At 57.9% G+C, this 24,386-nt stretch carries 20 protein-coding genes; 12 read left to right on the forward strand and 8 right to left on the reverse strand.

Features of this window, described 5'->3' with window-relative positions; all coding sequences use genetic code 11:
* Positions 1 to 271 (reverse strand): hypothetical protein (locus K1Y02_01210; protein MBX7254948.1); only part of this gene is annotated, 271 nt, incomplete at its 3' end.
* 448 nt (positions 272 to 719) lie between these two features.
* Between K1Y02_01210 and K1Y02_01215 the strand changes: the two genes are divergently transcribed.
* Entirely contained in the window at positions 720 to 1,544 is an 825-nt protein-coding gene (locus tag K1Y02_01215) for a prolyl oligopeptidase family serine peptidase (GenBank protein ID MBX7254949.1), read from the forward strand.
* Positions 1,545 to 1,548: 4 nt separating this feature from the next.
* Here the strand turns inward: K1Y02_01215 and K1Y02_01220 are convergent, their stop codons facing one another.
* The gene (locus tag K1Y02_01220) at positions 1,549 to 3,264 is read right to left on the reverse strand and encodes a carbon-nitrogen hydrolase family protein (protein MBX7254950.1); all 1,716 of its coding nucleotides are present in this window, start codon (positions 3,262 to 3,264) and stop codon (positions 1,549 to 1,551) included.
* Positions 3,265 to 3,353: 89 nt separating this feature from the next.
* Positions 3,354 to 4,811, reverse strand: a complete 1,458-nt coding sequence (locus K1Y02_01225; GenBank protein MBX7254951.1) for a sulfatase — start codon at positions 4,809 to 4,811, stop codon at positions 3,354 to 3,356.
* Positions 4,812 to 5,023: 212 nt separating this feature from the next.
* On the opposite strand from K1Y02_01225, the gene K1Y02_01230 reads away from it, so the two are divergent.
* From K1Y02_01230 to K1Y02_01275, 10 genes are all read left to right on the forward strand, one after another.
* Complete coding sequence (locus tag K1Y02_01230; protein MBX7254952.1) at positions 5,024 to 5,881, forward strand: hypothetical protein; 858 nt, start codon at positions 5,024 to 5,026, stop codon at positions 5,879 to 5,881.
* Between the two features lie 33 nt (positions 5,882 to 5,914).
* Positions 5,915 to 6,586, forward strand: a complete 672-nt coding sequence (locus K1Y02_01235) for a hypothetical protein (GenBank protein MBX7254953.1) — start codon at positions 5,915 to 5,917, stop codon at positions 6,584 to 6,586.
* Positions 6,587 to 6,727: 141 nt separating this feature from the next.
* A complete protein-coding gene (locus tag K1Y02_01240; GenBank protein ID MBX7254954.1) occupies positions 6,728 to 7,765 on the forward strand; it encodes an ABC transporter permease in 1,038 nt (345 codons plus the stop codon).
* 69 nt (positions 7,766 to 7,834) lie between these two features.
* Entirely contained in the window at positions 7,835 to 8,851 is a 1,017-nt protein-coding gene (locus tag K1Y02_01245; protein MBX7254955.1) for a substrate-binding domain-containing protein, read from the forward strand.
* Positions 8,852 to 8,996: 145 nt separating this feature from the next.
* The gene (locus tag K1Y02_01250; protein MBX7254956.1) at positions 8,997 to 9,431 is read left to right on the forward strand and encodes an ankyrin repeat domain-containing protein; all 435 of its coding nucleotides are present in this window, start codon (positions 8,997 to 8,999) and stop codon (positions 9,429 to 9,431) included.
* A 29-nt stretch (positions 9,432 to 9,460) separates the two neighbouring features.
* A complete protein-coding gene (locus K1Y02_01255; GenBank protein MBX7254957.1) occupies positions 9,461 to 11,239 on the forward strand; it encodes a glycoside hydrolase family 127 protein in 1,779 nt (592 codons plus the stop codon).
* 30 nt (positions 11,240 to 11,269) lie between these two features.
* The gene (locus tag K1Y02_01260; protein MBX7254958.1) at positions 11,270 to 12,181 is read left to right on the forward strand and encodes a DMT family transporter; all 912 of its coding nucleotides are present in this window, start codon (positions 11,270 to 11,272) and stop codon (positions 12,179 to 12,181) included.
* Positions 12,182 to 12,290: 109 nt separating this feature from the next.
* Positions 12,291 to 12,743: a ribonuclease HI gene (gene rnhA / locus K1Y02_01265; protein ID MBX7254959.1), complete on the forward strand. Its 453-nt coding sequence runs from the start codon at positions 12,291 to 12,293 to the stop codon at positions 12,741 to 12,743.
* Between the two features lie 18 nt (positions 12,744 to 12,761).
* On the forward strand, positions 12,762 to 15,545 hold the full coding sequence (locus K1Y02_01270; GenBank protein MBX7254960.1) for a PAS domain S-box protein: 2,784 nt from the start codon (positions 12,762 to 12,764) through the stop codon (positions 15,543 to 15,545).
* A 41-nt stretch (positions 15,546 to 15,586) separates the two neighbouring features.
* Complete coding sequence (locus K1Y02_01275; GenBank protein ID MBX7254961.1) at positions 15,587 to 16,759, forward strand: D-alanyl-D-alanine carboxypeptidase; 1,173 nt, start codon at positions 15,587 to 15,589, stop codon at positions 16,757 to 16,759.
* A gap of 27 nt (positions 16,760 to 16,786) precedes the next feature.
* Here the strand turns inward: K1Y02_01275 and rpe are convergent, their stop codons facing one another.
* Genes rpe through K1Y02_01300 form a run of 5 tightly spaced genes read right to left on the reverse strand, consistent with a single transcriptional unit; the run spans position 16,787 to position 21,109 of the window.
* Positions 16,787 to 17,446 carry a ribulose-phosphate 3-epimerase gene (gene rpe / locus K1Y02_01280; protein MBX7254962.1) on the reverse strand — a complete coding sequence of 220 codons (660 nt, stop codon included), beginning with the start codon at positions 17,444 to 17,446 and terminating at the stop codon, positions 16,787 to 16,789.
* 1 nt (position 17,447) lies between these two features.
* On the reverse strand, positions 17,448 to 18,503 hold the full coding sequence (locus K1Y02_01285; protein MBX7254963.1) for a PASTA domain-containing protein: 1,056 nt from the start codon (positions 18,501 to 18,503) through the stop codon (positions 17,448 to 17,450).
* On the reverse strand, positions 18,500 to 19,831 hold the full coding sequence (rsmB, locus tag K1Y02_01290; GenBank protein ID MBX7254964.1) for a 16S rRNA (cytosine(967)-C(5))-methyltransferase RsmB: 1,332 nt from the start codon (positions 19,829 to 19,831) through the stop codon (positions 18,500 to 18,502). The genes K1Y02_01285 and rsmB overlap by 4 nt, the downstream gene beginning before the upstream one ends.
* Positions 19,828 to 20,763, reverse strand: coding sequence for a methionyl-tRNA formyltransferase (gene fmt, locus K1Y02_01295; protein MBX7254965.1), 936 nt, complete (start codon positions 20,761 to 20,763; stop codon positions 19,828 to 19,830). Before fmt ends, rsmB begins: the two co-directional genes overlap by 4 nt.
* 43 nt (positions 20,764 to 20,806) lie before the next feature.
* Positions 20,807 to 21,109 (reverse strand): YbaB/EbfC family nucleoid-associated protein, encoded by a 303-nt coding sequence (locus K1Y02_01300; GenBank protein MBX7254966.1) that lies wholly within the window; start codon positions 21,107 to 21,109, stop codon positions 20,807 to 20,809.
* 748 nt (positions 21,110 to 21,857) lie between these two features.
* Here K1Y02_01300 and leuS point away from each other — a divergent pair.
* Positions 21,858 to 24,383 (forward strand): leucine--tRNA ligase, encoded by a 2,526-nt coding sequence (leuS, locus tag K1Y02_01305; GenBank protein MBX7254967.1) that lies wholly within the window; start codon positions 21,858 to 21,860, stop codon positions 24,381 to 24,383.
* Positions 24,384 to 24,386: the final 3 nt, after the last annotated feature.

A 24,386-nucleotide genomic window follows, 5' to 3' on the forward strand; every position in this document is an offset into this window, starting at 1 on the left:
TCGCCCACGACAACTCCGCATCGCCCTGAACACTCGCGATCCCCCAGTGGATGAACAAACCCAACCCCGCCTCCGGATACCACTGCGCGTCCGCATGCGTTGTCCGGTGAAAACTGTCTTGGGCGGCGTTCGTATCCTGAACCCCAATGACCTTGTGCTGCTCTTGCGCCGCGTCTTCCTGTGCAATGGTGACAGGCGAAAAGGCTAGACCAATAGCAGTCGCCACAATGAAGAGAAGAGAGGGGGGGTGAAAGCAAACCCGGTTATTCATTTTGCGCACTCCGTTTTATGCAGAACAATGAACCGCGCAATCGCGGGCATCGGTGGCAGCAATATTGGTCAACTTAACGGCCATCATTCGACATCGGGTAACATGCCAACTGTTCAATCACTCACACGCTCAGCCTTTCCGCTTAGCCCTTCCGCTCCGCTTCACCGGTCCGCTTCTCCGGAGCGCTGCAAGCGCGAAATACTCTAGCCTGGGGTGAGATTCGCGTTTCAGACGCGAATCGAAACCCCAGGTATCGACCCCCACCCAATATGAGCCCTGAAAGGGCGAAAGCAACTTACACGCCCTGTCTAACGGCAGCCCTCAGAATAAGCGAGGCGACTGAGTGGTACAAGTGGGAGTCTGCATTGCGTACAGGCAGGTGCTCTCAACCCCGCGACCCGTGTATAGTCGTGGGATGCGAACACTGGGTTCGGGTTTAGGGGGAGACATGAAAACTAGAGTGTACGGCGCTGTAGTTGCCTTCGCGACAATATCCGTATTGGCTTTTGCGGCCGACGCGCCGTTTCCGGGCGCGAAGAGCGACTGGAACGGATACGACAAATACGATTTCGAGTGTGCCGAACGTCCTGCCATGGTTGTGGTACCCAAGGAAGCGGCACCAGGAAAGCCGTGGATTTGGCGGGCGCTCTTCTGGGCGCACGAGCCGCAGGTAGACACCGCCCTTCTCGCGAAGGGGTTTCATGTCGTCTATCTCGAAACATCCGACATGTACAGCAGCCCAAAGTCCATGCAGGAATGGGACGCCTTCTACGATTTCCTGACGAAAGAGAAAGGGCTGTCGAAGAAGGTCGCTCTGGAAGGACTGAGCCGCGCCGGACTTATTTGCTACAACTGGACCGCGCTTCATCCCGAGCGAGTCTCGTGCATCTACGCCGATGCTCCGGTGTGCGACATCCGGAGTTGGCCTTCGGGAAAACTCACCAGCCCGGGTAATCCTTCCGCGTGGCAGGATTTGCTAAAGGCCTACGGCTATACCGAGGAACAGGCCTTTGCCCAGTTCAAGAATCCCATTGATGTGCTTGATCCGATTGCTAAGGCGAAGATCCCGGTGTTGCACGTGGTCGGCGATGCCGATACGGACGTTCCCGTTTCGGAGAACACCGCCATCCTGGAAGAACGCTACAAGAAACTAGGCGGCGATATCGCTGTGATTCACAAGCCGGGCGTGGCGCATCATCCCCACAGTCTTGTCGACCCGACGCCGATTGTCGATTTCATACTGAAGCACACTGAGAGCTTTGGAACAAAGTAGACGATCAGGGCTTATCGCCAAACCGCACATTGGGGTCCGCGATGATGCCGTAGAGTTCCGGGCGCCTGTCACGAAGGTGATTGTCGTCGGTGGACGCGTTGAGGTCCACGTCGCACAGAAGCACGCCAGGATTGTCAAAGCGTTTCGCGGCGAGTCCGCCTCGCGGATCGGTAACGAGTCCCACGCTGGGGTGCGCAAACGCGATGAAGCATTGGTTTTCGTACGACTTGGTGCGCATCCAGTATTCGTTGGTCAGGTGATGCATGCCATACGTCGGGTTCAAAATCAGCCGCGCCCCTTGAAGCCGCAACGTTCGCGCGGTCTCGGGCCACCGCCGGTCCGCGCAGATCATGATGCCTACCGTTCCCCAACGCGTCTGCCAGACAGGTAGCGATTCCCCCTGTGCGAACTGAAGGTCGTGCGTTTGTAGATGGGTCTTGTGGTATACGCCGATCAGCTTGCCTGCGTCATCCCAAAGCCCGGCGGAGTTGTAGATCTTCCCGTTCTCGAGTGACGTGAACCCAAAACAGATGTACGTCTTCCGTTTGCGCGCTTCTTCGGCGACGCGCTGAAGGTAGGTGCTTGACGACAGGTCCTGCGCGACAGTTCGCAGGCGTTCCGGTGAAGACGCCGGGTCCGCCGCCGCATAACCATCCAGCCAGCACTCCGGCGTGATGAAGATATCCGCGTCTTTCGCCTCGTCCAGCTGTTTAAGGAAGGTTCCGAAGTTCGATTCCAAGTCCCATTTCACGGGCATGGATTGCATCAGTGCCAGCCTCACGTGTCCCTCTTCGGAAGACTTCGGCTGTGCGAAGGCAGCGTGTGCGGCATCCCATGCTTTGAGCTGATCCTGCGCGGCCTTCCACCACTCCTGCAGGGCCTTGCCGCTCAGTCCCTCCAGCGCGTTCGAGCGTTTTGCGTCTCCGGGCCGCACGTCCACGACCAACATCCGATCACGCAATTGCGGCGCCTTGGCCACAACCGTTCCACGGGGATCGACGATCACGCTGTTTCCCAAGCTCAAAGACTTGCCATGCTTCGGTCCAATTCCATTGCTTTGGATATACCAGATGTTGTTCTCGACCGCCCGTGCGATGGACTGCGCCCGGTATCCTTCCTTCTTTCGTAGCGCGCCTTCACGTCCATTGATTTCGTAGCTGATATAAAAGCAAATTTGCGCCCCCGCGATCGTCGGCACGCGCACAAGTTCCGGGAAACGGCTATCGTGACAGATGATCAACGTGCACGGAATCCCGTCGATGGAAAAGAGCGCCATGTGATCGCCGGGTTGAAACCACGATTCAGGGAAGTTCTTGTGATACCGCGTAACCTCTTCACCATCTGGTCCGATGACGAATGCGGTGTTGTACGGCTTGTCGGAAGTGGAACGGGATGCCGCACCGAAGATCACGTACATCTCAGTGTCCCGTGCCCTTTGCCGAATACGCTCGATGGCCTGATCCAGCCGCTCCCAGTCCAGCGATTCAATGGCTTCCTTGGAAAGGCCCGTTAATGCAGTCTCGGGAAAGACCACAACGCGCGCACCCTCGGCCTTTGCTTTGGAGATGCCCTTCTCTATCCGAAGGAGGTTCGCGTTCATGTCATTGGTCACGGCCATCTGCACCGACGCAATTCGAATCGATTCGGGCGGTGTAGCCTCCGAGACTTCGTTAGCTGTGGTCGCGTGCAACAGCACTCCAAGGAGCATCAGGACAGCCATAGAACATTCTCCTCGCAATATGGGAACACCCGGCTGCATGATACAGAATCGCCGGAAACGAATGAGCGTCGCGGTACTTGGGCCCAGGCTTATCGAGTTGGCGGCACGTATTTGGGGTTGGGCGTCGGCATGTTCGCATCCACGCGATCGCGCCATGCTCGCAACATTTCGAGAAGTTGCGCCGCGCGAGCGGGTTCAACTTCTGCCAAGTTCTTGGCCTCGCCGATGTCGTCTTTCAGGTTGTACAGTTCCAGCTTCCCATACTCGTAGTTCTCGATAAGCTTCCAGTCACCTGCACGTACTGCGCCTCCAGGCCGGCCCCCCTGATTGGAGAAGTGGGGATAATGCCAATACAACGCATCCCTGCGAAGCGTCGCGCGAGGATTTCGCAGCAATCCGGATAGGTCGACACCATCCACATCGCGCGCCCCAGCAGACCGAAAGTCCACGCCCGCCAGTGCGCAGACCGTCGGCATGAAGTCAATGCTGCAAACCGGAGTCTCGCACACGCTTCCTGCCGCGATGGCCGCGGGCCACGACACAATCATAGGCTCGCGGATACCGCCTTCGTGAAGGTAACCCTTGCCATCTCGCAGCGGAGCATTCGTTGTCGCCGGCGTGTGCGCGCCCTCCTCGACGGATAGACCACCGTTGTCGGAGAAAAACACCACCACCGTGTTTTCTGCAATCCCACAACGCTCCAAAGTCTCCATTACACGGCCGACGCTGTCGTCGACCGATTCCACCATCGCCGCGTATCGCGGATTGTTTTGTTCGCCGGGATTGGCCGGATGCTGCTTCAGCTTCTCTTCGTACTTCGCCAACTTGTCTGGCTTCGCTTCTATCGGCACATGGACCGAGTAGTGGCAAAAGTTGAGGTAGAAGGGACGGTCCTTATTCGCCTCAATAAACCGGCAGGCCTCGTCGGTCAACCTGTCCGCGAGATACTGGCCTTCCGACTCACCCTCGATTGGCGGATTGCCCTTCCAGGCAGGCCAGAAGTAACTCTTTGGCATACCGCTGTAGCAGCCTCCGAAGTTGAAATCGAATCCCTGGTCTTCGGGCCAGAATCCACGCTTGCCCAGATGCCACTTCCCGACATGTCCCGTGGCATACCCCGCCGTCCGAAGAGCTTCCGCAACGGTGATCTCCTCCAGCGGCAACTCATCCAGGTAAGGCGCGGGTGATAGGGGAGAATCTTCCGGGCTCCGCTTGCCCTTGAGATAGTCCGTGAGCTTCAGGCGTGCGGGGTACTTGCCCGTCATGATGCTGGCGCGAGTGGGGGAGCAGACCGGGCACGCGGCGTAGGCTTGTGTGAAGCGTTCTCCGCCCGCAGCCAACCGGTCGATATTTGGCGTTTCATGAAACGTACTGCCGAAGCACCCAACGTCCGCGTATCCAAGGTCGTCAATCAGGATGAACACGAAATTAGGAGGTCGGGTCGGCTGCTTTTCGTGTCGGGCCCAAGTCGCGCAACCGGCCGCGGAAAGCGATGCGGCAGACGCCAAAGTCAGGAAGTCTCTGCGATTAATTGGGCCGTGCATCATGTCAAAGCCTTCTCATTTCGCTTGCGTAGTGCTATTCTCGCTCGGAAGAATAGCGCGACGAAGTGCCGGGAGCAAGGGTTTCCCGATTGTGAGGCAATCGTGTATCGAATTACATCCGTCTCTTTAAACAAAAGCCATATTTTATGGCATCTACTTTTGTGGGAAATTTGCATTTGACGTATTATTTCGGCACAATGACGTTGGAGCGCCACATGGTTCAGAGAGCGGTAGCTATGCTCTTGTTTCTGGTCGCGGCAGTGAGCGGGACAGGGGCCGAACCGGACCTCATCGTTTTGGATAACGGCGCCATCCGTGTAGAATTCGACCCCGGAGTGTTTGCCGTGCGATTTGTGGGGGTTCCGGGAGGCGAAAATGCCATCGCTCCGCTTCCGATTCCCAAGGAATCGGAGAGAGAGCACGACTGGGTGGACGCGGGCGGACTCCAGACCGACTTGTTGCCGTTTACGGGGTTGGATCCGGCGATCCGCCGTGGACCGGGCAAAGTGCTGGAAGTAAGGTCCGATTATTTCGCGGTGCTTGGTCCTGTTTCATCGGTATCGGGAATGCAGGTGAAGAAGGAGGTCCAATTGGTGGGGCGCGAGGGGAAAGCACGTTTTCGGGTGACAGCGTTCCGCGCGGGACCCGAACCGGGGCCGTGCGCAATTCGCAACACGGCGCGCCTTCAAGCTGGGTCTTCGGTGCGGTTGGAACGAAAAGAGGGAGAAGTTCGCATGCTCTCCGGCGGCGCGCAGCTTGTGCCGTTTGTAGTACGATCGCTCAAGTATTGGCTCATCCCTGTTCCGCCGACGGCGCGCGCCGAGAAAGTCGTTTTGGGGGCATTTGCCTCGGGTTGCGCCACGGAGAATAAGTCGGGATTTTGGACGCGTAAGCTCTCGGATAAACCGTCTAAGCCCGAGGGCGTGTCTAATGGTTGTACGTTCCTGTGCTTGCTGGATGACGCCACAAAGACGTACGGAGTGGCCCTACAAAGCGAAACGAAAACTCTGGCGACAGGAGCATCCATGTCGCTGGAAGAAGAATGGAAAGTGGAACGGCGAGGCCGCAAGTAGATTTGCGGTTCTTGTAAGAAGGGAGACCCTCTGATGAGTCAACCTCAGTACAGTGCCCCAATGGCAATGCCGCAGAAAAGCAAGGGATTTCCCTGGTTGTTATTCGGTTGCGGATGTCTGTTCGCAATCGTCGCGTTGGTGGTCGTTCTATCCATTACCGCATACGTGCTCGTGAAGGACGTGGTTGAGACGTATTCGGAGCCTGCCCCGAAAGATATTCCCGTGAGCACCGCCACACCCGAGGAGTTCCAAGCGGTTGACGCGCGCATCAAGACCTTTGTCGCTGCGGTCAAGCAGGGCACGCCCGTGGGTCCCCTGGTATTGACGGGCGATGACATCAATGCGGTCATTGCCAATGATCCGGAATGGGCTCCAATGAAGGGTCGGCTTCACGTGACTATTGAGGGAGACAAAATGACGGCGGAGACCAGCATCCCGCTGGACGCGATTGGATTTTCAGGCCGGTATTTCAATGGCGCGGTCACGCTTTCTTCGCGAATGGAGAACGGGAAGCTCCATATCCATATCGAGTCGGCGGAGATGAATGGGAAGGCCGCGCCCGAACAGGTCATGGGGGCATGGCGGGCGCAGAACCTCGCAGACGAGATGAATAACAATCCGGATATTCGTCCCGCGCTGGAAGCCATGGAGAGTATAGAAGTGAAGGACAGTACCGTTATCTTCACTCCGAAGAAGAAACTGTAGCCCGGGTTGCTCACAAATAGAAGTAGATCTATCTCGCTATCGTCGACTTTGCGAGACGTACACCCAAGAATGGGCAATTCTCCGTGGATGGGGCAATTCGCGGGGTAGAGGCGGTAGAAGAACGTACAGGAAGCGTCATTGATGACAAGCAGATTGAGGGGAGTTCTGCGCCAGAATTGGGTGCGGCCGTTTGGAACACTGTTGTTTGTGATAATCCTCGCGACGGTATTCTCACCCTATCGGCAAGTGGATCCTGCCAGCGCGTCTGGGTGGGACTACGCGGTGAGCAAGGTGTTCGCATTTTCTCACAACGGTATCCCCATATTCTTAGGCGGGGCGAACCTCGCGAATATTCTGCAACAGATTGCGGTCATCGCCGTGATTGCGACGGGGATGACATTGGTTATCATCTCCGGTGGAATCGATCTGTCGGTGGGTTCGCTGCTGGCGCTGTCGGGAACGATATTCGCACACACGCTTTCCGCCAAACAGTGGCCTTTGCCTTTCGCCATTGCCGCTGCCTTGCTGGCTGCTTCGCTTTTCGGGCTCGCGAGCGGCGTGCTCATTTCCGGTCTTCGAATGCAGCCATTCATCGTCACCTTGGCGGCCATGATCGGGAGTCGAGGTTTCTCGCGGTGGCTGGTCGACAATGCCAATATCGATATCGGCTTTGGCGAAGGCTCCGTGACGCGGGTTGTCGAATTCGTTGCCCAGAAGATGTTCTTGATTCCGGCGTTTCTCATTGTCGCGGCCATCGGCCACATTCTGCTTCGCATGACACGATTCGGCAGGTATCTCTATGCAGTTGGCGGGAGCGAGACGGCGGCGCGACTGACCGGCATCAATGTCAATTGGGTCAAAATTCGAGTCTATACGCTGTGCGGATTCCTGGCTGGCGTGGCCGGCATCATGCATTGCTGCGAAAACTATCAAGGGAACCCCAACGCGGGCGTCGCCTATGAGTTGGATGCCATCGCGGCAGCCGTCATCGGCGGGACAAGCCTTGCGGGCGGCAAAGGCAGCATCTTTGGAACCATGGTGGGCGCGCTTGCGCTCGGCATCCTCTCCAACCTGCTTGGGCTCAACAACGTCGATGAAAATATTCAGTTCATGTTGAAGGCAGTGATTATCGTCATTGCAGTATGGTTGCAGTTGGTGGGCACGAAAAGAGACACTTAATCGCACGGTATACGAATCGTTTGGGCGGGCATACCAGTGTTGTGTTTGACGACGGGGAGGGTGAATCCAGTGAAACGGTTTGGCTTTGGCGTGTTGGCGGTGGCGATGTGCGTGGCGATGCTGGGATGCGGACAGCAGTCAACTCCAACAAACGGTCCTACGGAAGGCGCGGGCGGTCAGACGCCTGCGGCAGGCGCGCAGAAGAAGTTGGTGATCGGGTTCTCCCAATGCAACAGCGCCGAACCCTACCGTACGGCACAGAACAACATTTTTCAATCGAAGATCAAGGAGTACGGAGACAAGTACGAGTTGGTCATTCACGATGCGCAACAGGACAATTCGCGCCAACGCGCCCAGATTGAAACCCTGATCACCCAAAAGGTGGATCTGTTGATTGTCGCGCCCAACGAAGCGACGCCCCTGACTCCAGTCGTGAAGAAAGCCCACGATGCGGGTATTAAGGTCATCTGCCTTGAACGCGATCTCGCGGAACCGGTCTACGATGTTTTCGTGGGTGCGGATAACGTCGTGATTGGCGAGATGGCCGGTCAGTATGTCAAGGAATACTGCGAAGGAAAAGGCCTGCAGAACCCGGTCATCGTCGAAATGAAGGGCTACCTGGGGACCAAGCCTCAGGAAGAACGTCACAACGGCGCGCGAAAGAGTATCGATACCATCGCGGGCGTAAAGGTAATCGAAGAAGTCGCGAACTGGCTGCAAGACGAGGCGAAGAAGCGGATGCAGACCATCTTGCAGGCCAATCCGAAAATCGACGTGGTCTATGCGCACAACGATCCAATGGCAATTGGCTGCTACCTTGCTGCGCAAGAAGCCGGTCGCGAAAAGGAAATGATTTTCGTCGGTGTCGACGGATTGGGTGGAGAAGCCGGCGGTATCAAGAAAGTCATGGATGGTGTGCTGGCCTGCACCTTTATCTATCCGCCGTGCGCCTCGGAAGCCCTGGATGTCGCCATCAAAATGCTCAATGGGGAGCCGGTTGAGCCTCGCTTAATCCTGCAACCCACGAAAGTGACGCCGGAGAATGCCAAAGAACTCTACGAGAAGGCCACGGTTGCGGCGCCGTAGCGAACTGGCAGTTGCCCAGACCGCTCGCTCAACCGGCTTTCTCATCCGATTTGCCCGCTGCGCGATGCTTTTTCTAGTGAGCCTCGCGGTGACGGGTTGCGCAGATTCAATTCATGATCGTGCCGCGGCGGGGGACATCTCCGCCGTGGCACGTTTGTTGGAGCAGGACTCCGCGCTCCTAAGTGCCCGAAACGAACGCGGCAAGACGCCCTTGCACATGGCCGTCACCAGTGGAAGCACGCCGATGGTTCAATGGCTGCTTGAGCACGGGTCTGAGGTGAATGCCCAGGACTCAACTGGTCTCACGCCCCTGCATCTGGCGGCGTGGTGGACGGTGACGGAGCGAGCAAAAGTCCTGCTGGATTCTGGAGCGAATCTTGAGGCACGAGATGCCTTTGGTGATACGCCACTGCATATGGCGGCCATGCACGGGCGCAATGCAATGGTCCGGCTTCTGATCGATAGGGGGGCAGACGCATCGGTGCGGAACAAGGACGGGCGTACCCCGGCCGAGTTGGCGCGCACGAAGCGTCATGAATTCACGGCGCAATATATCGAAGGCCGCATAGCCGTTCGATAGGCGACTGCCGTCATGCACGGAGTAACACGATGAGAGCAGCATATTCTTGTTTTGTCCTTGTGGCGATAGTGGGGCTGTTGTCCGCCGCGGGCCACGCGCAGAATACCGTCACGGAGGCGGGGGAGCTTCGGGCTCGCATCGACCTGGTGACGTCTCGGATGCTCGAAGGCGGGGAGCCTCGCTTTACACCCGACTTCGTCCTGGCGGATGTGGAACTGCGCCCTGACTATCCACGGCGCTTTTCCAACTACAGCGGCGATCTGTCGGGACGGGTCATCGGTGCCTTCTCCGAGGTGCCTTTGGAAAAGAGTAGCCCCTATGTGGATGGACTCGTCTCCGAAGCCCTCAAGCATCAAAAGACAGATGGACGGTTCGGCGCGGAATCGCTACCGTTCGAACCCAGTGCCATTGGCAGTGAGCATATGGCGCTCTTGTGGGGCAACGGACGGCTGCTTGTCGGGTTCATGGAGTACTACGCACACAAATCCGATCCCTCCGTGTTGGTTGCATCTAAGCGATTGGGCGACTTCCTGCTGGCGGCCGTTGCCGCGTGTTCGAACGAGGAAGTGAAGAATCGTGTGCTCGGCCTTGGAGCCTCCGGGATGATCTGTTTCAGCCAGCTCAACGAAGGGCTGGTAATGCTGGCTAACACCACCGGCGACTCGCGCTACCTGGACGCATGCAAAAGCATTCAGACATGGTTTCCCGCGGAACGCGGAAAACAACATTCGCACGGCTACCTCACGACACTGCGCGGCCTTGTCATGCAGTATGAGGCTTCGCGCGACTCGGCATTGCTTGAGACGGTGGAGAAGCTCTATGAATCACTTGTCACGTCACCGGAGTTGATGGTCTATGGCGGCGTTAAAGAATTCTTTGGCGACCCCAATTACGAATGCGATGAAGGTTGTTCGGAAGCCGACTTCCTGAGGCTTGGTCTTCAGCTTTGGCGGATTACCGGAAAGGCCGGCTACCTGAATCGCGCCGAACATATTCTCTACAACCAGTTCTACGCGAACCAGTACGCGACCGGAGATTTTGGACATCACTTCTACTCCGCCAAGGGAATCACGCGAAAGGGCGGTCACGGCCGCGCGTGGTGGTGCTGCACGATGCATGGCATGCGCGCCTTCCGCGACGTGCTGGACGCCGTTGTCACGTGCGACTCGAATCGCGTTCGCGTCAACCTCATCGATTCCGTGCAATGGACGAATGACGAGTTCGGAATCACGACTACCGCAGACCGCTCCTCGAAAAACGGCGTCCTGCGCATACGCGTGGACAAGGCCCCTGAGAAGGGAGTGCCCATCTCCATACGCGTTCCGGACTGGATGCTCGGCGAATCCGTTGCTTCCGGCGGCCAACCCCTCAAGTCCGGCAAAGAAGACGGCTACTTGGTCCTGGATAAATCACTTCGCGCGGGGGAGACTGCAGAACTGAGTTTCGAATATAAACTGCAGTTCTTGATGCGCGATGGAACTGTCGCAGATGTCTCTCAACTTACGGCGGAACCCACCGAAGCGATGGTGCAATACGGGCCTTGGCTTTTGGGGATTGATGAGCACTTCAATCCGCTCTTCTACAGCGAACCGATGAGCGACAATGTCGTGACAATTCCTGCAGCCCCCAGACTTGACGAGAGCCGCATCGGGTCCGCGCTTGCAGTCAATGCCGCTCACCTGCAATGCAATTACGTGCACGGCGGCTACCCGGACGTGCAGCAAGTTACTTTGCGCCCTGTCTCGGAACGTACGCTGCACGCGCCACAGGAATTCATGACGTGGCTGCGGATCCGTGCGGAACGATAACTTCCAGCATTTCCCAGGAAAGCGCCAAGCGTGTCAAAGTCGAAAACAGGCAGCCGGATTCAACTGCTACTTGCCGTAGTGATTTGGAGTACGGCCGAGGTTGTCACGCGCACGATCGTCGGCAAGATTACCCCGGTTCAGCTTTCCTGTCTGCGCTTCGGAGTAGGCGCGATCCCGTTGCTCCTCATCTTGCCATTCGACTTGCGCGGCAAGGGCCTGCGCCTTACCCCGCGCATACTCTTGCACGTAGCTTGGGTAGCGCCAATCGGTGTGGTTCTTGCCAATATCACCTATCAGTACAGCCTCGTATACGCAGGAGCCAGTGTCGTGGCGACTGCCTTCGGCACCAGCCCTCTGCTCACCATGTTCTTCTCCACGCTGGTCATGCGCGAACCGATGCGAATCCGGCGCGTAGCGGGAGTCGTCCTGGGTTTTGCAGGCATCGCCGTCCTGGCGATGAGCGATGAGTCTCCAACGTATTCATTCTGGGGCATGACCTTTGCCCTCATTAGCGCGCTGTCAATTGCCATTTTTACCGTTGGCGTCAAGCAAGTTGCCGGACCGTATTCCGGTCTGCCCGTAACCGCCCTCTGTGCGGGTTGTGGCGCCCTCTATTTCATCCCGATGGTGGTGTGGGAAGGACGTTGGGAGACCGTCGCTTCACTCGGGAGCATCTGGCCTCAGTTGGCCTATCTTTCCATTGTGGTCACCGGTCTCGCGTATCTCCTGTATTTCCGTGGCCTTGAAGGTGTCGACGCTACGCAAGCCGCAAGCAGCCTGTTCCTGAAACCTCCATTGGCCACGGCCCTTGCGGCATGGGTCCTTGGCGAGCCGGTGACGTGGAAGCTGGGCGTTGCGCTGGTAGCCGTACTTGGCGGTCTCTATCTCGTCATTGTCGCCGGCGCATCGCCGGTCGCGGCTGAAAGCGGGGCAAGTCCCTGACAAGAGTTGCTATACTTCTTCCCACACCCAAACGGGGTCGTGAGAGTGGCGCTCGTCAAGCGCGGGCGTCTCAAAACAGCACCCTTTCAGGAGTTGTTATCATTACGATATGAGTGCAGCGTTGGTTGAGATTTTCACAGACGGAGGATGTCGTCCCAATCCGGGCGTGGGCGGATGGGCCGCCATCCTTCAGTACGGCGAAAAAATACGCGAGCTATCCGGTGGAGAGTCCAATACCACGAACAACCGTATGGAACTCACCGCGGCGGTGCGCGCGCTTGAAGCACTGAAACGGCCGTGCCGCGTCGTCCTCCACACCGATTCCGAGTACGTGAAACGCGGCATTACCGAATGGATGCCCCAATGGAAGCGAAGCGGCTGGAAGCGCCGCGAAGGCGAATTGAAGAACAAAGACCTGTGGCAGAAACTGGATAGCCTGACGCAGAGTCATACGATAGACTGGAGATGGGTGAAAGGACATGCCGGGCACCCCATGAACGAACGCTGTGATGAACTGGCAACTCTGGAAATCGAGAAGCGCGCCCCGGCATATGGCGATTGAGAAAGGACGTTCACGCAAATGAGTGCAACTCGCCAGCGTCTGCGCTTGCCGCTGTACATGATTCCCATCGTATTGGGTCTGTGCGGCGTGCGGTTTGCGCGCGAGGTCAGCGCCCCGGAAATCCGTTTCACTGTCATCCTGATTTCCGTTGCAGGCCCATCCTTCGCTCTGGGCATCCTCCTAAACCGCGGCCGGCAGGCGGGATATCAACGGTTTGTACTCGTTACTGGCGTCATTATGTTGTTCGTCGGCGCTATGGTCACCGTGGCAAATCTCTCCAATACGGTCACCGGTACGAGCCCCGTACCCGAGAACATCGAGGAGTTGTCCCGATGGATCGGCTTGGTCAGCCTCGTGGTTGGCCTGGCCGCCATTCTCTTCATCATTGCCCGCAGAGAACAACAGATTGAGGAAATGGGTGAACGCTTTGCGCATTTGGCGGAGCACTTGAACGAAGGGTTCATTCTCACCGGCGCAGACGGAACGATCACCCTCGCCAACAACGCCCTCCTCGAGATCATGGGATTGAAGCGCGAGGACATCGTAGGCAAGAACAGCCAGGCATTGGCGGAAGAGTTGGATCTGAAACCGATGCTTACGCCTTTCTCGGGACGTTCCAAAGGCGGGGCATCCGAATACGGTGTGACTTGGCGCGTCAACGGTGAAGAACGTCAGCTCTGGTTCAATGCCACGTCTCTCTTCAACTGGCGGGGCAATTTTGCGGGAGCACTGGCCACCGTCCGCGACGTAACCGAACAGCATCGTCTCTCGAAGCGCCTCGAACGCTATGCGGAAGAGCTGCAACGCGTTGTGGACGAACGCACGCACCGCCTGCAGCAGAGCGAGCAGCGCTACCGCGAACTGCTTGTTCACATGAACGAAGGCTTCGTTACGGTCGACGCCTCATACAGGGTGCGGTTCGCAAACGCCCGCATGTGCGAAATGCTCCTGGTCGATCCCGAAGATATCATCGGCCACGATATGTTCGACTTCGTGGAAGCCGCAAGCAAGGGAAGGCTGCTGGAATTGTTCGAGGTGGCACGTTCCTCATATGCCGATCGCATGCAGCAGGACTTAAGTCTCATTCGAACGGGGGGGGCGAGCGTCCAGGTTATGGCAGCTATTTCGCCCATCGAAGAGTCCCCGGGCCAGGAAGCCCGGTTCTCGCTCGTGATGACCGACGTAACCGACCTGATGCGCATGCAAAGCGAACTGGAACAACGCGCGCACGAGTTGGAAGAAGCCAACGTCGAATTGCGTATGTTGGACCGCGCCAAAGACAGTTTCCTCGCGAGCGTTTCGCACGAATTGAGGACTCCCTTGAGCACGGTGCGCGGCTATGCGGAAATGCTCGAGTCCGGAAACCTGGGCACATTGGCCTCCGCACAGCAAGGCGCGCTGCGCGTATTAATGCGCAACGTGGAGCGGTTGGGAACCCTCATCGACGAGATGATCGAGTTCAGCCGCATGGAAGTGCGTGGAGTCCGCCTGCATCACACGATCTTCTCAATGGGACAGTTGCTTCGTGAATGCGCGGCCTCGATCAAGCCTCAAGCTTTGGCCCGCGAATTGGAGGTGTCGGCGGAAGGTCCGCAAGAAGATGTACTGATGTGGGGCGACCGAAAGCGCATCGCGCAGGTCCTCGCCATCTTCCTCTCGAACGCAGTCAAATTCTCGTCGAAAGGCAACACAATCACGATCACGGGCACGTTGCGCGAAGACGGAGTAGTCGCGCTGGCCGTTGCCGACACGGGTATCGGCATTCCTCTCAATCTGCACAAGCGGGTCTTCGACAAGTTCTTTCAGGCCGACAACACTCTCGCCCGCAAATACGAGGGGGCCGGCATAGGCCTTTCCATCGCCAAGAGCATTTCGGAAGCCCATGGAGGGACCATCGAACTCGTAAGCGAACCCAACAAGGGGAGCATCTTCACGTTGGTTCTGCCTGGATGTGCATTCGATCACGCCAGCGTGCCCTTCACCGAACCCACGGGACCCAAACTCAACGTTCTGTGCGTAGCCAGCGACCGTGTATATGCGCAGGCGCTCGCCGATGTCCTGGGGAGGGATGGATACGATGTTCACACCACCGTCAAGGGACATGAAGCCATTCGCGAGTGGAAGGAACGGAAATACGATCTCCTGGTTGTTGATGAGATCATGGAAGACCTGAGCGGAGCCGCTATGCTGAGCCGCGTAACCCAGGATTGGTCGGAGCTGGATTGCACGGTCCTGCTGCTGGTTGGTGAGGAGGGGCTTCGCCGCGAAGACAGTCACCATGTGCCTGTGGCCGTCCCTGTTCTTGCGAAACCTTTTGCACCGGCACGTCTGCTCGCCATGATTAAACATGTTTTGGGACAGTCCGAACTCTCGGATGACACGGCTGACCTCGCCTGGCGCAACTCGACACATGCCGACAAAGGCATGGTGTTGGCGATTAGTCATGATGGGGATTTGCTTGATTGGCTCTCCACGGCGTTGTCGCGGCGCAAGTTCGTCTGCGTGGGCGTGACCGATCTCGATCGTGCGCGTGATCGTCTCAAGGAGCGTCTGCCGGATTTGATTCTCGCCGATTTGGACGGTACCGATGGATCGGAAGGATCGTTCCTTGGAATGGTTCGCCAGCTTGGCCGTGACTGCGGAGCTAAGGTTTGTGTCATGACCGGTTTGCCCTCGGAGTATTCAGGTCTTGACGTCGAGGATGAGCTTCCGCTTCTGCAAAAGCCATTCAGTGTCAAGGAACTCAGCGAGGTAGTGGGAGCCGCAATGGTTGGCTCTGTGCGATCAAGCATGATAAAGTGAGGCAGGGATGCCGTACGGCTTGAAGAAGGGAGTCTAAAGACGTGAGAGAGTACGCAAAACGGCTGTCTTGGGTTTTCATACTTGCACTGACGATAGGTGTCGCGGGCGCTTGGAGCGCGGAAGACGCGCTTCCTTGCACGAATTACATCATGATGGTCGCGGACACCGGTCTCGTTGTCGACGAATACAATGCGGACGAGCCCCATGCCCCCGCCAGCATGGTCAAGCTTATGCTCATGCTGCTCGTCACGGAGGGTCTTGAGTCCAACAAATGGACGCTGGAGACCCCGATTAAGATCAGCACCGATGCCGCCAACGTGGGCGGTACTCAGGTCGAGTTGCGCCCCAATGAAACGTGGTCCCTCGATCAATTGATGACTGCCGTTGCTGTCGCTTCGGCGAACAACGCGGCCACAGCCGTAGCGGAGGGGCTCTGGGGCAGCATCGACAAATACCTTGAGGCGGCCAACGCGCGCGCCAAAGAGCTGGGAATGAACTCCACGGAATACCACTCGGTGCACGGGCTGCCTCCAGATAAGGGTCAATTATCCGACTTGACCACCGCCCGCGATATGGCCCACTTGGCGGAGGCATGCATTACGAAGGCCCAGATTATGACTTGGGTTGGCGTAAAGGAATTCTCGTTGCGCCCCGAAGAAGCGCCGAAACCCAATACAAACAAGCTCCTATTCAGTCTGGAAGGTTGCGATGGATTGAAAACGGGCTACACGCGCGCTGCCGGCTTTTGTCTGACGGCCACGGCGGTGCGAAATGGAGTCCGCTTGATCACCGTCGTCATGGGATGCCCCGTTTTGAGTCAGCGCTTCGAAGTGGCTCGCGTTCTCCTCGACCAGGGTTTTTCCACGGTTCGCCGGGAACGCATCATTGCCAAGGGCGACCTCATTGAGCCGGCCGTTCCCGTGGGCAACGCCAAAATCGATAGCCTCCAGCTTGCGGCAGGCGAAGACGTTTGGGTCATTGCCAAGGAAACCGACCTGAAGCAGGTCAAATTGGTTGCGGAGCATCCCGAGCGATTGGTAGCGCCGCTGGATGCCGGGGCGGTTGCAGGCACGGTTAAGGTAGAACTGGCCGGCAAACCGATTGGCGAATCGCCGCTGCTTGTTCCAAGCACGGTCGAAGAACCCGGTTGGCGTTGGAAGCTCACGCACAGCGTCTTGGGCAGGTCGCGTCAGACTCAACAACAGGGCGGATAAAAGACGCGCCTCAAGCAAGGCCCGGAACTACGATGAATACTCCGGAGCGGCTGCCTTTAGCGAATCGATGGCTTCGAGCCGAGAGGGGTGCTTGTACACGTACGAGCCCGCCACCAAAACGTTCGCTCCCGCTTGAATGACGACCGGCGCCGTGGTTTGGTCAATACCGCCGTCCACCTGTACGTCCCGTTCGCCCATCATGGCGCGGACGTATTGAATCTTGCGCACCATCTCCGGGATGAACTTCTGCCCGCCAAATCCAGGATTCACGGTCATGATGAGAACCATGTCGAGATTCTCGGCGAGGAACTCGATTTCTTCTTGGGACGTTCCCGGATTCAGCGCGATACCGGCCTTGCAGCCGCAGTCTTTGATCTTGTTGATGATTCGATGAGGATGATTCACCGCTTCAACGTGAAACGAGATGATATCCGCGCCTGCATTGGCAAAGTCTTCAATGTACGCGGCAGGGTCTGTGATCATCAAGTGGACATCCAAGGGCACCGAGCAGTGTTCGCGCAAGCAGGCGACCACCGGCGGCCCAATCGTGATGTTTGGCGTGAAATGGCCATCCATCACGTCCACGTGAATCCAGTCAGCGCCGGCTTCAATCACGGACCGGATTTCATCACCCAGCTTGCTGAAATCGCTTGAGAGTATCGATGGCGCTATGCGTACGGGGGGCACTTCAGGTATTTCCTCCGGAGGTATCTTCAAAATCCACTATCTCTGGCTCTGCGTCGCCCACATAATGATACGAGCGCGCCTTGACTCCATCCAAGAATACTTCGACCATGATTTCATCACGGAAACGAATCTTCTGATTCACTTTGCTTCCGGGATCGAGGACCGGAGGCTTCCCGTCGACGTACTGCGCTTGCGGCGGGAAAATAGTCTGCCGTGCGCCATCTTTCGTAATGACGTCGATCCGGACTTCGCGCTGCATCCACGATTGCGGCACCGTGTACGATACCGTAACGTCACGCCATGCTCCCTCGATGGGGGTATCGCTGCGAATATCGAAGTAAACCCGTGTGCCGGGCGTAATGAGTGTTCCCGTGCCAGGCCTCTGATCGATTACGACATTCGCGGGGGCGTCGGGCCGATCGACTTGCACCGGAATCGCTTCGACCCCCAGCGGTTTCAGCGTCTTGATGGCATCCTGGCTCGTCATGCCGATGAGATTGGGCATGTAGAGCTGTTGCCCTTGGCCGGGGCCGCTGCTGACCAGCAAGTTGATCTTGCTGTTCTCGGGGACAGGTTGCCCGGGTGGGGGGTCCTGCGAAATCACCGTATTGGCGGGCGCTTGATCCGCTACACGCGAAATCTGGCCCTGCTGATACTGCGAACGGTCCAATTCGGCAATGGCCTCTTGAAGCGTCTTACCATGCAGGTCCGGTGCCGAAGCGAACTCCGTTCGGCTGACAGTGGGATAGACCTTTCTTCCCGAGCGAACGACCTTGCCCGCCGCGGGTGTCTGGTACATGACATAGTCCGGCTGCCACTTGTCGCTCGCACGCGCAGTCTGTGTACCCATCTCCAGACCGTTGGCGGTCAGTACCCGGGCCGCTTCCTGGACCGGCATGTTCGTGATGTCAGGGACGGTCACGCAGTTTGCGCCTTGAACCGCCTCGCTGAACACGTAGTATCCCGATCCCGCCATGATTCCGATAAAGAACAAACCGGCAAAGAACCAACGCAAACACCACCAGACGAAGCCAAGACCGAACAGCGACGAGCTCAAGACGCCTTGCGCAACCGCATCAAGAAGAATCCGTCCATATTGCCGGCGTGGGGGAGGGTTCGATATGTTCCGGGACTTATTTTCCAAGGGTTGAGCCATTTAGGTCCGTCTTCCAAAACCACGGGTAACGAAGATTCGGCAAACGCGCGAACATCCACTGTTTCGTCGCGGGTAAACGTGCACACGGAATACACAATACGGCCGCCATTTTCGCAGAGATCGACGGCAGCGCGCAATAATTCGCGCTGAACCGCGCCCATTCGCGCCGCGTCCTCCGGCTGTGCGCGCCACTTCAAATCCGGATGCCTCCGCAGCGTGCCATACCCCGTGCATGGCGCGTCCAACAGGATTGCGTCGAATTTCCGTGCAAACGGCGCCATTCGGCCGTCGGCGGCGATGGGGTGAATTCCGCGCAGCCCCAGCCGCTCCATGTTCTCGCGCACGAGGGCAAGCCGCTCCGCGTTGGCATCTGCCGCGACAATATTCAATTGCGAATCCGCGAGTTGGGCCAGGTGGGTGGTTTTGCCTCCAGGCGCCGAACACACATCCAATACCCATTGCCCCGGTAACGGTTGCATCAGGTGCGCCGCAAGCATTGAAGCCGGGTCTTGCAGCATGTATTGGCCCTGCTGAAAATGCTTCGATTTGAGCGGCGATCCCTTGATAACGGTCAGCTCCTCGGGAACGGCGGTACGCTTCTCCACCAGGAATTCGGCGTGAGTGAGATAGCGAGTGAGCTGTTCGGGCGTACACTTTGTCGTATTGACGCGCAGGGTCGTCGGGGCCTGCTCGTTACACGCCGCGCACAACTTCTCCGCGGTTTCCTCTCCGAATTCCTCAATCCACTGCTCCACCATCCAGCGCGGCAACGAATACCGAAATCCCAAATGGCGGGCAAGCCCTTTCTCGCGCGGCGGAAGCTTGATGTCCTCAAGCGATCGCGGCGCGCGCCGAAGCACGGCGTTGACCAGTCGGGCTGTGCCCGCATGACCCCGTTTCCGCGCCACGCTGACGCTCGTGTGAACCATGGCCGGGAACGTCACGTTGTCGCAGAACAACGCCTGAAAGACCCCCATCCGCATCACCGCCAGAATGGGACGCGGGAGTTTGTCCATTGGCTGATCCAGAATGCGCGAAAGGGCCAGATCGCAGAGCGCCTTGTGACGAACCGTGCCATACACCAACTGAGTCAAAAAGCGCCGCCCGCGTTCCGAGATGGTGGACTTCCGGAGCATTTGATCGAGCGCGTCGCTCAGAAACGCGCCTTCCTCAAACACGCGAAGAAGCACGTCGACGGCGGCAAGGCGTACAGGATCGGCCGGCGTCATGGGATCGACTCGAATCGTTCGCCTACGTCAATCGCGTGGCCCCGAAGGTAATCTTGCATCGGCAGGGCGCGTTTGCCCGGCGCTTGAAAGACCAGAACAGCCAATCCGCCTTCTCCCGTCGCGACGACTGCCCGGTCCTTCTCGACCTGCACGACGGTCCCTGGAGCAGCCGCCGTATCGCAACGTACCGGAAGCGACTGATGTATCCGGCAGACTTCGCCGCGAAAAAGGCATTGCGCACCGGGCCACGGATTCGCCGCCCGCACCAGATTATGGAGTGCGGCTGCGGGCTTGGCCCAGTCGATTCGCCCGTCACGCTTCTCGAACAACCTGCAATAGGTGGCGCGCGCGTGGTCTTGAGGCGTGAAGATGGCTTGGCCTCCTTCGACGAGACTCACACCTTCCGCGAGCATTTCGCCGCCCAGTTCGGCGAGGCGGTCCGTTAAACTCTCCGAATTGTCTTCAGGGAGAATGGAGACACGCTCCTGCGAGAGAATATCCCCGGAGTCCATTTCGAGGGTGATCCGCATAATCGTGACCCCCGTCTCTGTATCGCCGTTGAGAATGGCCGACTGAATCGGCGAAGGCCCGCGATACAGCGGCAACAAGCTGGGGTGCATATTCAGGAAACCGTGAGGCGGTACGTCCAGGATAGCCTGCTTCAGCATGCGTCCATACGCCGCCAGAACGCATAGTCCGGGGTTCTGCGCACGCAGCCACGCCTCGAATTCGCCGTCATTCAATTTCGATGGCTGCACCACCGGAATACCATGCTCCTCGGCCCACACCTTCGTGGGCGGGGGAACAGGTTTGCCGCTGCGGCCCTGCGGGCGGTCGGGTTGACAGACAACTGCGGCCACCTCGTGACGGCGTGCCACCGCCGCCAACGATGGCACTGCGAGTTGCGGAGTGCCGAAGAAGACTGTCCGCATGGCGGGTTGGATACTCCTACCGTGTAATTCGAGGTCTGGCGGACTACGTGAGACCGGGGATGTTCAGACCGCCGGTGATTTCGGACATGCGGCTTTTTACGTGCTCCTGCATGCGGTCAACGGCTTCATTCACCGCCGCGCGCACCAAGGTTTCAAGCACGTCGATTCCGTCCTTGTCGACGACTTCCGGCTCAATGCGGATGGACACGACCTTGAATTTGCCGTTGACTACTACGGTCACCATGCCGCCGCCCGCTGAAGCCTCTATGGTCTCTGCCTCGAGCGAGTCACGCAATTGCTCTACTTTTGCCTTCATCTCCATGGCCTTCTTCATCATCCCGGCCATGTCGCCCAAGCCGCCAAGTCCTTTCGGTAACACAGTCTCTCCTTTAACGGGCTCGCGCCCACGTTGTTCACGATGCCGGGAGTATACCCGTGCATTGGGCATAGGCGCAATGGACGTATCGAGAGCGGTCAAGTCGCAAACGGTTGAAGACCAATTTGGCAACGAGCGCCGCTTTGTTTTGAAGCCAGAGCCTTCGTCCGCCGGAGGCGGCCTCCTAAGAAACGGACCGTGTAAGGTTGCTTTCGCCCTTACAGGGCTCACGTTGGGTAAGGGCTGGTACCTGGGGTTTCGATTCGCGTCGGTGACGCGAATCTCACCCCAGGCTGGAGTCTGCCGTGCCTGCGGCACTTAAGAGTAAAGGCCGTCCGCTTGGCTTCTGTTTCTACCACGGAAACCCGCGCTCCCGCGGTCCCCCGCACAGGATGACAAGTAACGCGATCTCTCACGAACTGTCATTCTGAGTCCGCCTCCGGCGGATGAAGAATCTGGCACAGGCTATTCGCGGGGGATCTTTGTTGTGGCGTGGTCTCCTGACCGCGCCACAGCGAGGAGATTTGAAATTCAGAGCGGGGAATGTGTGGCAGGCATCTTGCCTGCCTCTTCGTGCTCGGACCAATCGGCAGGCAGGATCCTGTCACACACCCAGGGGCAACTGCGTATGAAGACGCCTGCCACATGGCGTGCGTCGAATTTGCTATACTCCCGCCTTCGTATACCCAATTCATGAATACCCCGTTGGAGGTTTTATATGTCGGGAAGTGCGTATGATTTTGTGGCCATCGAGAAGAAGTGGCAGGACTATTGGCTGAAGAATAAGACGTTCAAGACGGAATTGGACCGCAGTAAGCCGAAGTATTATGTGCTCGATATGTTCCCGTATCCCAGCGGCGACGGGTTGCACGTGGGGCATCCGGAAGGGTACACGGCGACGGATATCGTCTCGCGGTATAAGCGTATGAATGGCTTCAACGTGCTGCATCCGATGGGATGGGACGCGTTTGGATTGCCCGCGGAACGGCATGCGGTGCGCACGGGTGAGCATCCCGCCATCATCACGAACAAGAATTGCGAAACCTTCAAGCGCCAGATCCAAGCCCTGGGTCTTTCCTACGATTGGGACCGCGAAGTCAACACGACCGACCCCAATTACTACAAGTGGACCCAGTGGATCTTCCAAGTACTGTATGAACGCGGCTTGGCCTATCAGACGGAAGCCCCGGTCAATTGGTGCCCCGCGCTCGGGACGGTGCTCGCCAACGAAGAAGTCAAGGATGGCAAGTACGTGGAGACGGGCGATCCGGTCGAGAAGCGGATGATGAAGCAGTGGATGCTGCGTATCACCGTATATGCGGAGCGCCTGTTGGAGGACCTCGAAGGCCTCGATTGGCCGGAGAGCACGAAAGTGATGCAGCGGGAGTGGATCGGCAAGAGCGAAGGCGCCGATGTCATCTTTACTGTCGCGGACTCGGGAGAACAGTTCACCATCTTCACCACGCGCCCCGATACGTTGTTTGGAGCAACGTACTGCGTGTTGGCGCCGGAACATCCCCTGACCCTGCAAATCGCGTCGGCTGAGCAACGGGCCGCCGTGCAGGATTACGTTACGTCGGCGTCGCGCAAGAGCGCTCAAGACCGCATGCGCGACGAGCGGGAGAAGACGGGTGTGTTCACGGGCGCGTATGCCATCAACCCCGTGAATGGCCAGAAGGTGCCGATCTGGACGGCGGACTATGTCCTTGCGGAGTACGGTTACGGCGCGATCATGGCGGTGCCCGCACACGACACGCGCGATTACGAATTCGCGACGAAGTTCGGTCTGCCGATCATTGAGGTCATCAGCGGTGGCGACATCAGCAAGGAAGCGCACACCGGCGACGGCATTTTGGTGAATTCGCCGTTAATCGATGGACTGAACGTGGCCGACGCGAAGCGCAAGATATCGAAGTGGCTGGAAGAGAAGGGGCTCGGCAAAGCGACGGTTAACTACCGCCTTCGCGATTGGTTGTTTTCGCGGCAGCGGTATTGGGGAGAACCGTTCCCCTTGATGACCTTGGAAGACGGCACCGTGCGCCTGGTTCCAATTAAAGACCTGCCCGTGATTCTTCCCGAACTGACTGACTACAAGCCGACGGCGGATGGTCAGCCTCCGGTTGCGCGCGCCGCCGAGTGGGTTGAAACCACCTGTCCAGAGACGGGCAAGCCCGCGAAACGCGAGACGAATACGATGCCCCAATGGGCCGGTTCGTGTTGGTATTTCCTGCGCTTTGTCGATCCGCGCAACGAGCGTGAAGCTTGGTCGAAGGAAGCCGAGAACTACTGGATGCCCGTGGACTTGTATGTGGGTGGCGCGGAGCACGCCGTGTTGCACCTGCTGTACGCGCGGTTCTGGCACAAGGTGCTCTATGACGCGGGCTATGTCTCCACCAAGGAGCCCTTCACGAAGCTCTTTCACCAGGGCATGATCCTTGCCTATTCCTACCAGGACGAGAAAGGGAAATACTACTTCCCGCACCAAGTCGAAAAACGCGGCGAGGAGTGGTGCGTGAAGGAGTCTGGCGCGCGCGTGCATGTGCAGATCGAGAAGATGAGCAAATCGCGCTACAACGTCGTGAATCCCGACGATGTGGTGCATCAGTATGGGGCAGATTCCATGCGCCTCTACGAGATGTTCATGGGCCCGCTCGATCGCGAGAAACCGTGGTCGGACGAGGGCGTTCAAGGCGTGCACCGTTTCCTGAAACGGGTGTGGGCGCTATTCGTCGGTGAGGACGGCGGCTTGAGTCCCAAGATTGTGGACGAAGGCGGGGACGCGAGCGTTGAGAAGGTCCTTCATAAGACCATCAAGGCCGTCGGAGCGGACATAGAGCATCTGCAATTCAATACGGCGATTGCCCGGTTGATGGAGTTCGTCAACGCGGCCACGAAGGCAGATAAGCTGAATCGCGCGTGGATGGAGAAGTTCGTCCTTGTCGTATCTGCGTTTGCTCCTCACATCGGTGAGGAACTGTGGGAACGATTGGGCCACTCGAAAACGCTTGCCTACGAACCGTGGCCGGCCTACGATGAAAGCCTTCTGGTTGAAGATTCCATCGAGATTCCTGTACAGATCAATGGCAAGCTGCGGTCGGTGGTCACGGTGGCAGTCGATGCCACGAAAGAAACGGTCATCGCAGCGGCAAAAGCCGATGCAAAGGTGCATGCCAATATCGAAGGCAAGCAACTGATAAAGGAGGTTTTTGTACCAGGAAAACTGGTCAATTTTGTCGTGAAGTGATGT

It is taken from the genome of Candidatus Hydrogenedentota bacterium (assembly GCA_019695095.1).
Lineage (GTDB): Bacteria > Hydrogenedentota > Hydrogenedentia > Hydrogenedentales > SLHB01 > JAIBAQ01.